This is a genomic window from Cryobacterium sp. Y57 (assembly GCF_002929505.1).
Lineage (GTDB): Bacteria > Actinomycetota > Actinomycetes > Actinomycetales > Microbacteriaceae > Cryobacterium.
The window spans coordinates 99,658-113,973 of sequence record NZ_PJJL01000068.1 but is presented as its reverse complement, the minus strand read 5'-3'; the positions used below and the strand labels follow the sequence as shown (position 1 = coordinate 113,973).

At 61.8% G+C, this 14,316-nt stretch carries 11 protein-coding genes; 8 read left to right on the top strand and 3 right to left on the bottom strand.

The genetic code is table 11. The features are described from left to right. Positions 1 to 34: 34 nt before the first annotated feature. Positions 35 to 766 carry a cupin domain-containing protein gene (locus CXY72_RS11050; protein WP_233197778.1) on the top strand — a complete coding sequence of 244 codons (732 nt, stop codon included), beginning with the start codon at positions 35 to 37 and terminating at the stop codon, positions 764 to 766. A gap of 69 nt (positions 767 to 835) precedes the next feature. Here the strand turns inward: CXY72_RS11050 and CXY72_RS11045 are convergent, their stop codons facing one another. Further along, complete coding sequence (locus CXY72_RS11045) at positions 836 to 1,903, bottom strand: acetylxylan esterase (RefSeq protein WP_104127731.1); 1,068 nt, start codon at positions 1,901 to 1,903, stop codon at positions 836 to 838. A 75-nt stretch (positions 1,904 to 1,978) separates the two neighbouring features. Next, positions 1,979 to 3,022 (bottom strand): LacI family DNA-binding transcriptional regulator, encoded by a 1,044-nt coding sequence (locus CXY72_RS11040; protein ID WP_104127730.1) that lies wholly within the window; start codon positions 3,020 to 3,022, stop codon positions 1,979 to 1,981. 360 nt (positions 3,023 to 3,382) lie between these two features. Between CXY72_RS11040 and CXY72_RS11035 the strand changes: the two genes are divergently transcribed. From CXY72_RS11035 to CXY72_RS11015, 5 genes are all read left to right on the top strand, one after another. Next, positions 3,383 to 4,414 carry a sugar ABC transporter permease gene (locus CXY72_RS11035; RefSeq protein ID WP_104127729.1) on the top strand — a complete coding sequence of 344 codons (1,032 nt, stop codon included), beginning with the start codon at positions 3,383 to 3,385 and terminating at the stop codon, positions 4,412 to 4,414. Positions 4,415 to 4,473: 59 nt separating this feature from the next. Further along, positions 4,474 to 5,340, top strand: coding sequence for a carbohydrate ABC transporter permease (locus tag CXY72_RS11030; RefSeq protein WP_104127812.1), 867 nt, complete (start codon positions 4,474 to 4,476; stop codon positions 5,338 to 5,340). Positions 5,341 to 5,405: 65 nt separating this feature from the next. Next, complete coding sequence (locus CXY72_RS11025; RefSeq protein WP_104127728.1) at positions 5,406 to 7,031, top strand: extracellular solute-binding protein; 1,626 nt, start codon at positions 5,406 to 5,408, stop codon at positions 7,029 to 7,031. Between the two features lie 66 nt (positions 7,032 to 7,097). Beyond that, positions 7,098 to 7,787 carry a DUF624 domain-containing protein gene (locus CXY72_RS11020; protein ID WP_104127727.1) on the top strand — a complete coding sequence of 230 codons (690 nt, stop codon included), beginning with the start codon at positions 7,098 to 7,100 and terminating at the stop codon, positions 7,785 to 7,787. Continuing rightward, a complete protein-coding gene (locus CXY72_RS11015) occupies positions 7,784 to 9,847 on the top strand; it encodes a beta-galactosidase (RefSeq protein ID WP_233197777.1) in 2,064 nt (687 codons plus the stop codon). The genes CXY72_RS11020 and CXY72_RS11015 overlap by 4 nt, the downstream gene beginning before the upstream one ends. Before the next feature lie 62 nt (positions 9,848 to 9,909). Here the strand turns inward: CXY72_RS11015 and CXY72_RS11010 are convergent, their stop codons facing one another. Then, positions 9,910 to 11,949, bottom strand: coding sequence for an alpha-glucuronidase (locus tag CXY72_RS11010; protein ID WP_370446254.1), 2,040 nt, complete (start codon positions 11,947 to 11,949; stop codon positions 9,910 to 9,912). Positions 11,950 to 12,166: 217 nt separating this feature from the next. Between CXY72_RS11010 and CXY72_RS11005 the strand changes: the two genes are divergently transcribed. Beyond that, positions 12,167 to 13,111 carry a PmoA family protein gene (locus CXY72_RS11005; protein ID WP_104127726.1) on the top strand — a complete coding sequence of 315 codons (945 nt, stop codon included), beginning with the start codon at positions 12,167 to 12,169 and terminating at the stop codon, positions 13,109 to 13,111. Further along, positions 13,108 to 14,256, top strand: coding sequence for a Gfo/Idh/MocA family protein (locus CXY72_RS11000; protein WP_104127725.1), 1,149 nt, complete (start codon positions 13,108 to 13,110; stop codon positions 14,254 to 14,256). The genes CXY72_RS11005 and CXY72_RS11000 overlap by 4 nt, the downstream gene beginning before the upstream one ends. Positions 14,257 to 14,316: the final 60 nt, after the last annotated feature.

Genomic DNA, 14,316 nt, shown 5'->3' with positions numbered 1-14,316 from the left:
AGATTGAATGCATTCAGACTCAAGGAGGAATCCTTTGTACTCTTTTCCCGGCGGTACCGGCATCACCAGACTTACCGTCTACGACGATGCGTCTCCTGACGGGTTGGCGAGCGGAACTCCCCACGTGCACACTGCCTCCACGGAGGCGTACGTCGTAGTTGCGGGCCGCGGCGTGGTGCAGACGCTCGACCGTTCCGGGTTTCGCGAAACAACGATGGAAGCGGAGACCGTACTGTGGTTCACTCCCGGAACAATCCACCGCATCGTCAATGGCGGCGGTCTGCGGGTGCTCTGCGTCATGCAGAACTCCGGCTTGCCCGAGGCGGGCGATGCGGTGATGGCCTTCCCCGACGAGATTCTCGGTGACCCGGAACGCTATCGCGCCGCCGCCTCGCTCCCACCCGGTACCGGCGATGACACCGCCGCGTCGGCCAGCGCACGCCGTGACCTCGGGGTACGCGGGTTCCTCGAACTGCGCGCCGCAGCCGAACGGAGCGATTGCGTGCCCCTCGAGCGCTTTTATGCGCGGGCGGCCCAGCTCGTGCAGCCGCGCGTCGCAGCCTGGCGCGATACGTGGGAGCAGGGGGCGTGTGCGGCCGCCCTGCAAACAGGAAGCGTTTTGAAATCCCTCGTTGCGGGTGACGGTAGAAGCATGTACGACGCCGCCCTTTTTACCGCCAAGCCCCCTGCGGGCCCAGAACGCTTTGGCATGTGCGGGCGCCTGCACACGTACGACCTAGCACCGACAAGCGTGACAGCGCGTTGACGCGGCGACGCGCGCAGTGAAGCGGGCGCTGCCTCGCTGGCTGGCGCGCGGATCTTACGGACACGGGCGCTAGTGGGGTAAATCGACTAGGCGCTGCCCTACCGGGTGTGACGTGGAGTGAACCGGCGCCGCTTCTCGCTCACTGTGCAGGCCCAAATCGCGCAGCCACTGGAGCTGGCGGCGTGAATTGACCGCGTCACCGCCCTCGTGGTGGTTGAACGGGTAGACCTCGATCCGGCGTTGGATCTCGTCATTCGAATACTCACCGTAGGCGTTGTACGCGGCGAAGACTGTCGAAGGCGGGCACACAGTGTCGCGCAGCCCCGTGGCGAAATGGACAGGCGCTCGAGCTCGACGTGCGAAGGCCACCCCGTCGACATAGGACAGCGTCCGCATCGCTGGTGTTTCGGCGTCGCGGTAAACCGACAGGTACTGGACAATCTCATCCCACGGGGCGCTCTCCGTGATGCGAAGGGCGCGAGCCGGGTCGCACAGAAAGGGCGCGCTGGTGAGGCACGCAGCCACGTTTCCGTCGAGAGCTGCAGCGGCGAGCGAGAGCAAACCGCCCTGGCTGTTACCGACGACGATCACGGTTTCGGCATCCGTCCCCGGCAGATGGCGGGCCGCGGTCACGGCTCGTGCCGCGTCGGTGATGAGACGACGATAATAGTGGTCGTTGTGGCGGTAAATTCCCCGGGTCACGACCCCGGGTGCCGATGGCGCCGATGGCCAATCATCTATGGTGTCTCCTCCGGTTCCGTACTGCCCACCCTGGCCGCGGCTGTCCATCAGAAGATGCGCATAACCCGCCGAAACCCAGAGCAACCGCTCGTGGGGGACGCCGCGGCCACGTCCGTACCCCAGGAACTCCACAACAACGGGCAGGTTCGTTGATTCCGGAACCCCGTGCGGCCGAGAAAACCAGGCAGCAACCGGGGTTCCACCGAAGCCGGCGAATCTCACATCCCAGCAGTCGACCGCAGCGAGCCCGTTGTCGGCAGCATCGACGGAAAGAATAATCGGATGCTGTTGGGCAGCGTCCATTGTTTCTCGCCATTGTGCCTCAAAGTCGTCAGGCTCCTCAGTTACCGACCGGTAGTCGCGAAGTTCGTCGACGGGGAGATCGAATTGCGCCATTGCTATTCCTCTATTTCGGTCTGTGCAGCTATTCTGACCCGGAAAAATCAGCCGCCGTCGGGGCGTTGAGCCAGGCTATTTCGGTGCAGAGCAGGTGCTCTCACGTACGACGAGTGCCGTGCCCAACTCGACGCTCCGCGGTCTCGGCTCAGTGCCACGCGCAATGCCAAGAATCATGCGCGCCGCCGTTTCTGCCATCTCCGTAAGGGGTTGGTTGATCGTGGTTAGCGAGGGCCCAACCCAAGCGGCGAGGGGGAGATCGTCGTATCCGACAACCGAAAGATCTCTGGGAACGTCGATCCCATGCTCCCGAGCTGCCCGAAGCACTCCAAGTGCTTGCATGTCAGAGCCGGCGAAGATCGCCGTCGGCCGCTTCTCGCGGGTGATGAGCTCAATTCCGTACCGGTAGCCGCCGTCGACCGAGAAGTCGCTCCACCGCGTGGAGTCCTCCATGGGCGTCATGCCTGCTTCGGCGTGCGCCGCCCGGTACCCGTCGACCCGTGCGCGTGAGCAGAGTACGTCTTTTGGGCCGGAGATCATCGCAATCTGTTTGTGACCCAGTGAGAGCAGGTGTCGCGTTGCAGCGAGGCCCCCATGCCAGTTGTTGGACCCGACAGTAAGAACGTCATTCGGGGTCTCCCCGTTGGTGTCCAGGACAACGTATGGAATGGAGCGAGTGTCGAGCTGCCGTCTCTGCTGGACAGTCAAGGTGGAGAGCACCAGAATGACACCGAAGGGACGACGAGCCAGGACATCATCCATCCATCGTTGGTCGGGGCCATGGCGTCCCCCGAGGTCTGACAAGACGACGCCCAGTCTGTTTTGGCTCGCAGCACGCTCGACACCGCGAATTATCTCGATGGACCAGGCGGAGTCGAGTTGGTGGAAGACCAGCTCAATCAGGGGAGTTGCCGATGTGCCCCCCTGCCTGGCGGTGCGCTGGTATTTGTGCTCCTGCAGGGCGTTCTCAATTTTCATCCGAGTCGCCGGAGCGACATCTGAGCGGCCGTTGAGCACTTTCGAAACGGATGGCACGGAAACGCCGATGCTGGCAGCGATCGCCGAGATCGTCATTCTGCCCGTGCCGGTGGCACCCTTCGACGATGATTCGATTGACATGGTCTGGCCCTCGTGACAGTTGCGCAACTTGTGGATAACCGTAGCACCTCAGCCCCCATTCGTCTCCGGTTGCGCTTCGCCACCGTGACTGGGATCCCAAGTGCACTGCGGAGTGGCTGGGAAGTAGCCCTTGACAGAAGCCGCCAGATCCCCAAGTATTACTCCAGCAGGATTTGCGCAATAGTTTTCGAAAACTTTCGAACTACGCCGCTGTAGTGCAGAAACGACTTCTCGTCGCTTTCGGTACGTACCTGGTTGCCGATGACGAAGGGGTCACATGTCAAGCAACACCCGGTCAATCGATGCCGAGTCGTCTCGCGACGAATCTGCGGTGCCCACTCTCGAACTCGAGGCAGTGGTATGAGCCTGCAGCAAACGACAACCACGACGAGCGGTCCAGGGGCGACCGGGCCCGATGCAGCGGCGGTAGTCGGTTTGGCCGCGGAGATCGCGACCCGGAGGCACGAACAAGTTGGGCGCAAGACCAAGCATCTCTCCTGGCGGAAGTCCTTCAGGCGGGACTGGCAGCTCTACAGTCTGGTTGTCCTGCCGCTTCTATTCGTCGCGATATTCCGCTACCTGCCGATGCTCGGGAACGTCATTGCTTTTCGGCGGTTCCGTCCGGGTGGCAACATTTTTGGAGAAGAATGGGTCGGGCTGCGCTACGTGCAGATGTTCCTCGCGGATCCCACGTTCTGGGTCGTTTTCGGAAACACGCTCGCGATCGGTTCGCTAACGCTCCTGTTCTGCTTCCCCTTACCGATCATGCTGGCACTGCTGCTCAATGAGGTCCGGTCACAGTACTTCAAGAAGTTAGTGCAGACAATTTCCTACCTGCCGCACTTTCTCTCGATCGTGATAATCGCTGGAATGCTCATGCAGTTGCTTTCCCTCGAGGGCACGATCAACCAGATCGTCCGCGCCGTCGGCGGAGACGCCATTCCGTTCCTCCAACTGCCCGAGTGGTTCCGAATGGTCTACGTGTCTTCCGAGGTCTGGCAAACCGTCGGTTGGGGAACGATTCTTTACCTCGCCGCTCTGACTAACGTCGACTCAGCGCTCTACGAGGCCTCCCGCATCGACGGGGCAAACCGTTGGCAGCAGACGTGGCACATTACTCTTCCCGGGATTCGGCCAACGATGGTCACCCTCCTCATCCTCAACATCGGCTCGTTCCTGGCGGTGGGCTTCGAAAAGGTACTGCTGCTCTATAACCCCCTCACATATCCCACAGCGGACGTGATCTCGACCTACCTCTATCGCGTCGGGCTTGAAGCGAACAATTTCAGCTACGCCGCCGCTATCGGAATGTTCGAGGCAATCATCGGTCTCACCCTCATCCTCTCCGCCAACGCCATTTCTCGCCGAACAGTAGGGACAAGCCTGTGGTAAAAGTTGATCACGCACCGCCTGTGTTGAAGTTGCGTGGACCGTCCCCACGACCGCAGCGGATCAGGTCCTCCCGCGGCGAGGGCATCTTCCAGGTCGTGAACGTCGTGATCCTGCTCGGCGTCGTTGCCGTGACCCTGTATCCGTTTCTAAACATCATCGCGCAGTCGTTTAGCGGAGAGTCGTTCATCCGAGCCGGTGAGGTGAATCTCTGGCCGCGAGGCTTCAACACGACGACGTATCAGCTCGTTCTGTCAGATTCGATGTTCTGGACGAACTACAAGAACACCGTCGTCTACACGGTGGTCGCGACGGCCATCGCGATGGTGCTCACCACCTGCTACGCATATGTGCTGTCGAAGAAAAAGGTACGGGGACGGAACGTTCTCATCGGGATCGCTGTTTTCACGATGTTCTTCAACGGTGGCCTTATTCCGAACTATGTCCTCATCTCAAGCCTGGGAATGACGAACTCGCTATGGGCGATCGTGCTTCCCAACGCCATCTCCGTTTTCAACCTGCTCGTGATGAAATCGTTCTTCGAGAACTTGCCGGAGGAACTCGAAGAGGCCGCACAGATCGACGGACTGTCGACGTTCGGCATCCTGTTTCGAATCGTGCTCCCGCTGTCGAAGGCGGTTATGGCGACCATGGTTCTTTTCTACGCCGTCGCGTTCTGGAACTCATGGTTTCAAGCGTTCCTCTATATGGACCGTGCCGATCTGTTCCCGGTCACCGTCTACCTCCGGAACCTGATCGCAGGAGCGACGACAGCAGCATCCTCGGGAGGCGGGAACGACCTGGCGCAGGTGGCGTCCAACATCCAGTCCGTCACGATGGTGCTCACCGTCCTGCCGATCCTCTGCCTCTATCCCTTTGTCCAGCGGCACTTCGTTTCGGGAATCATGCTCGGCTCCGTCAAAGGCTGACCTGCCGACATCCGTTCTCTCGCACTCCCCACCAGACCGACTTCGTCGGTAACGAAAGGAACAGCATGTTTTCCACACGAAAGAGAGTCATCGCCACGGGAGCACTCATTGCGCTCGTGGCCGGGCTGACCGCCTGCTCGTCCGTCGGCGATTCCGACGGCACCGACCTCACCGGTAAAGATGTTGGCGCCATGGCGAACTTCAAGGCAGGGGACCAGTTCAGGGCGACGGAGGCACTCGACTTCTCCATCCTGTTCAGTGATCACCCGAACTACCCGCTTCAGGATGACTGGCTGCTGTGGTCAGAATTGACCGAGCGAACGAACGTCACGCTGGCCCCCACCGTCGTGCCGATGAGTGATTATGAGCAGAAGCGCAGCCTTCTCGTCGGGGCCGGCAAAGCACCGATGATCATCCCCAAGACCTACCCTGGACAGGAACAAGCCTACGTGTCCTCGGGGGCAGCGCTTCCGGTCAGCAAATATCTCGACCTAATGCCCAATCTGTCCGAGAAGATTGACAAATGGGAACTTGAAGATAGCTTCGATGGCCTTCGGCAGGCGGACGGCGAGTTCTACCTTCTTCCCGGCCTGCATGAAGACGTCTGGCAGGACTACTCGGTGGCATTCCGGACCGACATCATGGACGAACTCGGCCTCGAAGCACCGAAAGACTGGAACGAGTTCCGCGACGTCTTGACTGCGATCAAGACCGTATATCCGGACTCCTATCCCCTCTCCGACCGGTTCAAGGGCGACAGCTTGCTGAACGTCGTGTCGATGACGTACGGCAGCACGGCTGGCTGGGGTTGGGAAGCTGCGTCCTGGAACCCGGACGACGAAAAGTTTGAATTCACGGGAGCCACGGCGGAATACCGCGAATTTGTCGAGTACCTCCACTCCCTCGTTGAAGATGGACTCGTCGACCCGGAGAGTTTCACCCAGGACGATGACTCGGCGATTCAGAAGTTCGTGAGTGGCAAGTCATTTGCGATCAGCTCGAACGCCCAGACCTTGGTCAACGATTACCGTCCGGCGATCATTGACACGGTGCCAGGGGCAACCGTCGCGAAACTGCCGCTACCGGCAGGGCCAGCTGGCAACGTCGTCGCCGAGTCGACCCGTCTCGAGAATGGAATCATGATCAACGCTGACGCGCTCGAGAGCGAGAACTTCACGGCGATGATGCAGTTCATCGACTGGCTTTGGTACTCCGATGCTGGAGCTGAGTTCGTCAAGTGGGGTGTGGAAGGCATCACATTCGACAGGGGCGAGGACGGCAAGCGAGAGTTGCTCGCTGACATCGACTACGTTGGCGTGCACCCCGGAGCCACGACGCACTTGCAGAAAGATTTCGGATTCGCCGGAGGCGTCTTCGCGTACGGTGGCGCGACTGAACTGCTTGAGTCCACGTTCTCGGATGAGGAAATCGCCTTTCAGGACGTCATGAAGAAGAAGGACGTGCTTCCCCTAGCACCTCCGTTCCCCCTCGAAGAGGCGGAGCGTGAGCAGGCAACTCTTCTTGAAACGCCACTGTCCGACACCGCAAAGCAGGCCACACTGCGCTTCATCCTCGGACAGCGCGACCTATCAGAGTGGGACGACTACGTGACCGAGCTCGAGGGCAAGGGCATGGACACGTATCTCGACCTGGTGAATTCTGCATACGAACGATACGCCGCAACAAAGTAGTCCAGTGTTCGCCGGGGTCTTCGCGGGCCCCGACGGCGCGGGCGTTTCAACCAGGGAGCACACACAATGACACCAGCATCCGGTTCGCCCGGCTCGGGAACCCTCGGCCGCGCTACCGCCATGGTTTACCGAGTCCTGATCCTCGAGTTGCTCTTTGTCGTTACTGCGTCGCCCGGACTGATCTTCCTCGTGACTCTGTCAGCTGATCCGTCGAATGCGCCGCTTCTCGCCTTGTGCCTGCTCCCGGTCGGGCCGGCGCTCTCAGCGGTCATCTTCGCTTGGAGGGAGAGCAGAACCGCGGAACACCTCGAGCCGGCCCGGCACTTTTGGCGGGGATACCGCCTCAATGCTGTTGGAATCTTGCGCTGGTGGTGGGTGATCATTGTGATGATCGCGATCCTCGGCATTAACGTCGCCTACCTTGACGTCGTCATCACACCCGGGATGCCGCTCCTCCTCGCAGGAGTCGCCCAGGCTTTGGTCTTCACCATCGTTGCGGCGGTCGCCTTGCACGCCCTCGCAATCGGGTCGCTCTATAATTTTCGTGCGCGGGACGTACTCCGCCTGGCCCTGCGCTATCTACTCCACTCGCCGAGAGCGACTATTGGAGTTGCCGCCATCGTCATTGCAAGCATCGGCATCGTTGCCGTCGGCTCTGAGATCGCGCTGATCGCCCTCGGCTCCATCTTTGCTGCCCTCCTTGTGAACAATGCCCAAGCGCTGAACGCTGACATCGAGGAGAATTACATCGCGTGACCGACACCGACATTGTGACTCACACCGACCACCGTCCGGCCGCGCGAGAAAAGGTCCTCTACGGTGGTGACTACAACCCGGAACAGTGGCCACGCGATGTCTGGGAACAAGACCATAACGCGTTCGACCTCGCCCGGATCGACACCGTCACGCTCGGCGTCTTCGATTGGGCGCTCATTTCGAATGCCGAAGGCAAATACGACTTCACCTCGCTCGATGAGATCGTGACTAGGGTCGCCGAGTCCGGTCGTCAGTTCGTAATGGCCACAGCCACCGGTGCGCTTCCTCCGTGGCTTGCCCACCAGCATCCGGAAGTCAACCGCACCGATTTCGAAGGACGCAGGCACGTCTACGGACAGCGGCACAACGCCTGCCCGAGTTCACCGGTGTTCCGCCGACTCTCTACCAGCCTTGCCGGCGCGACTGCCGAACGATATGCCGGTCACCCGGCGCTCGTGGCCTGGCACATCGGCAACGAGTACGGTGGTGCCTGCTACTGCAAGAACTGTGCCGCGTCATTCCGGGTCTGGCTGCGCAAACGCTATACCACTCTGGAACAGCTCAACACGGCGTGGAATGCCTCCTTCTGGTCGCACACCTTCTCTGACTGGGAGCAGATCGTGTCACCCAACGCGATCAGCGAGCACTGGCGGGGGCCGAATCACACGGCATTTCAGGGAATCACACTTGACTACCTTCGGTTCATGTCCGACGCCATGCTTCAAAATTTCATCGATGAGAAGGCCGCGATTCGCGAACACGACGCGGCGACGCCGGCAACGACAAACTTCATGGGCATGTACCGGCCCATCGATTATCACCGCTGGGCTAAGCACATCGACTTCGCGTCGTGGGACAATTACCCGCCGACGGACCGCTCAGAGTCGCGCATGGCCCTCACCCATGACCTTATGCGCGGACTCAAGGGCGGCGATCCGTTCTGGGTGATGGAACAGACGCCGACGATCACCGCCAGCCGAGACATCAACCCGCTCAAGCGTCCCGGTGTGCTTCGACTGTGGTCATGGCAGTCGGTCGCTCACGGGGCGGATGCCGTGCTCTACTTTCAAATGCGCCAGTCACGTGGCGCCTGTGAGAAGTACCACGGAGCAGTGCTTGACCACGCGGGCCGAATGGACACGCGTGCATTCCGGGAGGTGGCGCAACTCGGTGCCGACTTCGAACGCGTTGGAGCCGCAGTGCTCGGGGCGCGGACGCCCGCCCGAGTGGCAGTGCTTTTCGACTGGGACAGTTGGTGGGCATCGGAAATCACCGACGGGCTCAACCGGACGGTCACCTACCCGCAGGTGGTACTTGGTTACCACCGAGCGCTGTGGCAGGCTGGCGTCCAAGTGGATGTGGTGGCCGCCGATGCGACCCTCGACCGCTACGACATCGTCATCGCTCCGCTCTTGCACATGCTCAAGGATGACGTCGAGAATCGCCTGCGTGCCGTGGTCGAGCGGGGCGGGTCGATCGTGTCGACATTCCTGTCTGGCCGCGTCGACCAAGACACGAACGCGTTCCTGGCCGATGCCCCTGGCCCTCTTGCGCCGCTGTTCGGTGTACGTGTTGAGGAGACGGACTCATTGCCTGCTGAGTCGATCAACCGCATTGCGCTGTCCGGCGCAGGGCTCGATGGGTTTCTCGGCTCACGAAGCATTTTCGAGATTCTTGTCCCGGAGGGTGCGGAAGTTGTCGGCGCTTATGCTGACGACTTCTACGCGGGACGCGCGGCCGTGACCCGAATGCCGTCCGCAGCGGGAGGGGCGGCCTGGTACGTCGGAGCCCTGCTCGACCCTGACGGTGTTTCAGTCATCGTGCGTGCCGTGCTCGACGAGCATGATCTGATCGGACCTTACGCAGACGAGCCTGATCTTGAGTTCGCCGTGCGGGAGGGTGCGGGCGGGCGCGTCTCGTTCCTACTCAACCACGCAGACGCCCCGGTGAGCATCATCGCCCACGCCGCAGGAACGGATCTGATCACGGGTGACACCGTCGGTAATGGAGATGCCCTTACCCTCGAACCGAAGGGTGTGATCGTTCTCCGCGAGAACTGAGCCGAGAAGGTGACAGTGCTCTCCACTCCGGTGGCGGGCACTGTTGTGTGACGGAGTCTCAATCAGAAGTGGGGGCGCCCACCGGCATCCGCCAAACCGGATTTCCGGAAGAAATACGTACGGATCTGATCGTTCCATTCACCTGCGGATCGCAGCTGTTCGACGAGGAGTTGGGTCACACGTGCGTGCGTGGCTGAGTCGATGCCCTGGGTCGGCCCCGCCCAGATACCCTGCAGCCGAGCAACGTCCTCTACCCCGTCAGCGTGCGTGTCGTAGATGTGCTGGATGACGCTTGAGCCGCTGTGCAAAACGTGGTCGTACGGCACGTGGTGGAAGAAAAGTACGAGTTCGTCGGGGCATTCGGCCAGAGACTCATACCGCGCGCGCCAAGGGGAAGGGTATTGACCGGCGAAGCCGGTTCCTGTCGTCTGGGTCCGATCGACACCGACGCCGTCCCGGTCGGCGAAGTGATAAGTGCCCCACGGCGTGTATTCGTACCCGTCGACGTCGGGGCCGTAGTGGTGACCCGGTCGCACCATGAAACCAACCCCGAGGGGGGCCGTGTATTTCTCGTAGGTCGCCCAGGAGGAGTCCAAGACGGCGTGCAGAGCGGCCCTAGTGCCGTCGTCGGTGTCGGGGAAGGTCGCTCTGATCCACTCGTCGAGGATCTCGATGCTGTCTGCGAGCGGCTCCCAGGAGAGCCGACCGAAGGCGTAGAGGTTCGACTGGGCGAGAGGATGCCCGGTCCAGAATTCGTCGGTACCCACGTTCGAGACAGCGACGAATCCGCCGGTCGCCAGGCTGGCAAGCGGGGCAGCGTCGCTGCCTCCGAAGCGAAATCGCAGGATCTCACTCCACGCGGGGCCGAGGTAGCAGACGTGCTTCTGCTGGCCGGTGTACTCCTGTGTGACCTGAAACTCGACGGCAACGGTCGTTTTTGTCAGCGCGCCTATCACCGTGGAGACCGGTTCGCGCACCTGAAAGTCCATCGGCCCGTGCTTGACCTGCACCACGACGTTGTCGGCGAACTTGCCGTCGAGCGGGACGAAATGGTCAAAAGCCGCTTTAGCGCGGTCGGTGGAGCGGTCTCGCCAGTCCTGGCGGTGGTCATAGACGAACGCACGCCAGTGCACGATGCCGCCATGAGGGGCGAGGGCTACAGCGAGCGGCTCCGCTCCTTCGGCATGCGTGCGTCCATATGTGAATGGGCCTGGTTGACCCTCTGAATCGGCCTTCACGACGTAGCCGCCAAAGTCCGGGATTGAATCGTAGACCCGGTCGGTAGCCTGCCGCCACCACTCGTGCACGGCTGGAAGCAACGGGTCGGCGCTGGCCAGCCCGCCGAGCAGCGTCGGCGAGGCGAAATTGACTGACAGATGTAGGCGGATGCCCCATGGCCGCAGTACATCGGCGATACGCGCGACGTCGGGGAGCTTGTCGGTGAGAAGGCGCGCTTCTGTTGAATGAACATTGACGTTGTTGATCGCAACCCGGTTGATGCCAACCGATGCCAGCAGGCGCGCGTAGCGGCTGACTCGGTCGAGGTCGCGGCGCACTTCTCCGTCAGCAAAGAAGATCGAGTCGCCGGAGTAACCGCGTTCGACGGCGCCCATGACAGGGTGGACCGTCATGTTGTCCCAGTGGTCCAGCATTCGTATCGCGTGCGCGGGTTCCTCGCGCCTCGTGCCGCTGCCCGGTTCACCCGAACGTAACAGGTCGAGCACGCCATAGAGTGCGCCGCGATCGGTGGCGGCGACGATGACGCTGACGGAGTCGCGATTGGCGAGAAAGTAGCCCTCCGCTGACACGGGTTCACTCGCATGCGCCGCAAGCGCTTCGTGCACGGCGGCCGGAGTCTCATCGTCGAGGCCGACCGGGCCTTGGTCGCCGGTGACAATCACAACAATTTCGGCATCACCGATTTTCTCGACGAAGCTACCGCCGAAGAGGCGCATTGCACGCCTGAACTCACTACGCACGGTTTCGACGAGCGGACCTGTTGCGGCGATGTGCACGCGCTTGTCGCCGAGGTTGCGGGAGGACTCCTTCGGCAACCACGTCGGGTGCTCTGCCCGTGATACTTTCCGGTGAGAGGTCATCATCGATTCTCCTTGGTGGTGCAGGGGGTGGTTCGTATGATAGTGCAGACGCGTGGTTAGCGGTTTGTGCTGAGCGGCAGCGCCAGGCTGGCCCCCAGCCTATACCGCCGCCGGAAAACGCTTGCCCTATGATTTGAATGCGCCCTAGGCTTGGTATTGGCCTGCTCGAGAAGTGATGCGCTGGCAATCAATGACGATGAACCGAAGGAATGAATTCAGCATGAGCCTTCCCGACCCACAGCGTGACCTCGGCCTCATCCACACAATCGGTTCCGGGGTGAGCGTCACGTGGCGGGGGCGCCCGCTCATGTCCTATACCTACGAGGCCACGGATGCGCAGATGGAATCCCCTCGTCCTTACGTACACCCGGTGCATACACTCGGCGGCGACATCGTGAGTCTGTTCCGCCCACACGACCACGTTTGGCACAAAGGCATCGCGTGGTCGCTGCCCAATTTCGGCGACGATAACTTTTGGGGCGGAGTCACCTACCGGCGAGAGGGCGGTTACCAGCAACTGCCCAACAACGGCACCATGGCCCACGACACCGTTGTTGACGTGACCGTCGACGACGAGGAGGCATCATTCGCCCATGACCTGGTCTGGCGCACCCAGTCCGGTGACGATCTCGTGGAGGAGCGTCGCCGATTGACCGTCTCCATCGCTGACGTTCCCGACGCCTGGGTGTTGCGCTGGGACACCGAGATGACCAACGTCTCCGCCTCGTCCATTCAGATTGGTTCTCCCACCACGGAGGGTCGGGACAACGCCGGATACGGCGGCCTCTTCTGGCGCGGTCCACGGTCGTTCACCGATGGCTCTCTCTTCGGCCCGGAAGGGCCGGGCGGAGAGGAACTACGTGGCACGCGGCATCCATGGCTTGGTCTCACCGGCCAGCACGACTCGGCCGGCGGATTCTCCTCGATCGTGATCGTCGACCACAGCGACAACCTGCAACACCCGCCGCAGTGGTTTGCCCGCAGCGAGAATTTCGGCTGCCTGAACCCCGCGCCGTTCTTTAGCGAGGAATACAGCTTCGCGTCGAGAGAGACACTCGCGTTCTCCTATGCAGTGGTGATCGCCGACGGCCGGGCCGAAGGCGAGCGCGCCACCGCACTGGCTAACTCCGGCCGCCGAGTTTTGCAGGGAAAAGCCACAGAATGACCTCCATCGATACCGCCCGTCCGCTTCGCATCGCCCTTGTGGGTACTGGTGGAATCGCCGCCGTGCACGCTGAGGGCATAGCGCAACTGCACGGGGCCGCACACATTGTGGCGGCGACCGACATCGACCCTGACCGGCTGCAGGCGTTTTGTGCCGAGTGGCAGGTCGCCAACTCCTTCGCCAGTCTCGAACAATTGCTCGACGATGCGAATGTCGACGGGCCGCTCGACATCGTGCATCTGTGCTCTCCTCCCGGACTGCACAAGGAACAGGCCATCGCGATCCTGTTGCGTGGTATCAACGTGTTGAGCGAGAAGCCGCCAGCACTGTCGCTGCAGGAATTCGACGAGATCCGGACGGCCGAGAAAACAGGCGGGGCATCATTCGCAACCGTCTCCCAGCACCGTTTCGGCGGCCGGGCACTCTGGTTGCGCGACGTGGTGGCCGAAGCTAGTTTCGGGCGCCTGCTCACCGGCGTGTGCAACACCCTGTGGTTCCGGCCCGACGCTTACTTCGAGGTGCCATGGCGCGGCAAATGGAACGTGGAAGGCGGCGGGCCCACGATGGGTCACGGCATCCACCAGATCGACACCATGCTTTCCCTCGTGGGTGACTGGGCCGAAGTCGTCGGGGTTGCCTCGCGGCTGGCTCGGGATGTGGAGACCGAAGACGTGTCTCACGCCATCGTGATGCTTGAGGGCGGCGCGGTGATCAGCGTCGTGAACAGCCTGCTCTCGCCCCGCGAAACCAGCTATCTGCGCTTCGACTTCGAGTACGCCACCGTCGAGCTCGAGCACCTGTACGGCTACAGCGACGACAACTGGCGCGTCACGCCAGCCCCCGGCTACGAAGATCTCGTCGCAGAAGTTGCTGCCCGCGGCCCACACGGCCAGGGATCTGGGCACGCGGCCCAGTTCGCAGTCATCGCTCGGGCACTTGCGGCGGGTCAACCTCTTCCGGTCGACACCGCGTCGGCCCGCAGAACCCTCGAACTCATCGCCGGCATCTATGCCTCCGCTTTCACGGGGGTGCGCGTGCGACCTGGTGACATCGACGCCACGTCGCCGTTCTATTTCAGTATGGAAGGGTCTGGGGCGCCGTGGGTCGCCACGCGCATGGCGACAACGGCCACTGTCGGAGTCTGATTCGAACCGATCTCAGGCAGACCGAGCGGGCCGCCCAGCGTTGGGTGCGCAATCTGGCTC

What these genes read in the sequence shown, in the direction of transcription:
- CXY72_RS11045 (WP_104127731.1), bottom strand. Translation starts at nt 1,903, where the DNA reads ATGGCGCAATTCGATCTCCCCGTCGACGAACTTCGCGACTACCGGTCG.
- CXY72_RS11040 (WP_104127730.1), bottom strand. Translation starts at nt 3,022, where the DNA reads ATGTCAATCGAATCATCGTCGAAGGGTGCCACCGGCACGGGCAGAATG.
- CXY72_RS11035 (WP_104127729.1), top strand. Translation starts at nt 3,383, where the DNA reads ATGAGCCTGCAGCAAACGACAACCACGACGAGCGGTCCAGGGGCGACC.
- CXY72_RS11025 (WP_104127728.1), top strand. Translation starts at nt 5,406, where the DNA reads ATGTTTTCCACACGAAAGAGAGTCATCGCCACGGGAGCACTCATTGCG.
- CXY72_RS11020 (WP_104127727.1), top strand. Translation starts at nt 7,098, where the DNA reads ATGACACCAGCATCCGGTTCGCCCGGCTCGGGAACCCTCGGCCGCGCT.
- CXY72_RS11010 (WP_370446254.1), bottom strand. Translation starts at nt 11,949, where the DNA reads ATGATGACCTCTCACCGGAAAGTATCACGGGCAGAGCACCCGACGTGG.
- CXY72_RS11005 (WP_104127726.1), top strand. Translation starts at nt 12,167, where the DNA reads ATGAGCCTTCCCGACCCACAGCGTGACCTCGGCCTCATCCACACAATC.
- CXY72_RS11000 (WP_104127725.1), top strand. Translation starts at nt 13,108, where the DNA reads ATGACCTCCATCGATACCGCCCGTCCGCTTCGCATCGCCCTTGTGGGT.